Origin of the sequence: Erythrobacter sp. CCH5-A1 (genome assembly GCF_001557115.1) — a bacterium.
Classification (GTDB): Bacteria; Pseudomonadota; Alphaproteobacteria; order Sphingomonadales; family Sphingomonadaceae; genus Erythrobacter.
In genome coordinates this window covers 1-513 of sequence record NZ_LSKQ01000321.1, presented here as the reverse complement: position 1 = coordinate 513, position 513 = coordinate 1, and the positions used below count along the sequence as shown (strand labels likewise).

1 pseudogene is annotated in these 513 nt (G+C 60.4%); it reads left to right on the top strand.

Annotation, left to right across the window (positions count from 1 at the left end):
* A pseudogene (locus tag AX708_RS19250) lies at positions 1-513 on the top strand (methyltransferase); the annotation flags it as partial.

The following is a 513-nucleotide window of genomic DNA, read 5'->3' as shown; positions in this document are numbered from 1 at the left end:
CGCTTATCGAGGCACTGCCGACACATACGGTCAGAAGTGAAGACCAGATCAGGTATCAGCAATTCTCGACGCCCGCAGACCTCGCAGCGCTATCCGTGATTTTGGCGCAGCCGCTTGCAACCGATATCGTTCTTGAGCCGAGCGCCGGACATGGCGCTCTGGTGGCAACTTTGCCCGATGTCCGCGCATTGCATCTCAATGAGATCGATCCGCGCAGGCGGGAGAAGCTGGCTCTGCTGTTCCCCCAGGCCACCACAACGGGGATCGATGGAGCCATGCTGGCATCTCATCTCGACGCTGCTGTGCAGCCAAGCCTGATCCTGATGAACCCGCCATTCTCGCGGTCAATGGGACGAGGGGCAGACGAGTTCGCAGCGGTGCGTCATCTGCGCGCTGCCATCACGCGGCTAGGGAAGGGGGGGCGGATCGTTGCGATCATGCCGGACTGGTTCACGACCAGCGCAAAGCTTGCGAAAATCTACGAAGACACCTTTGCCTCTTGCACGGTCCGCA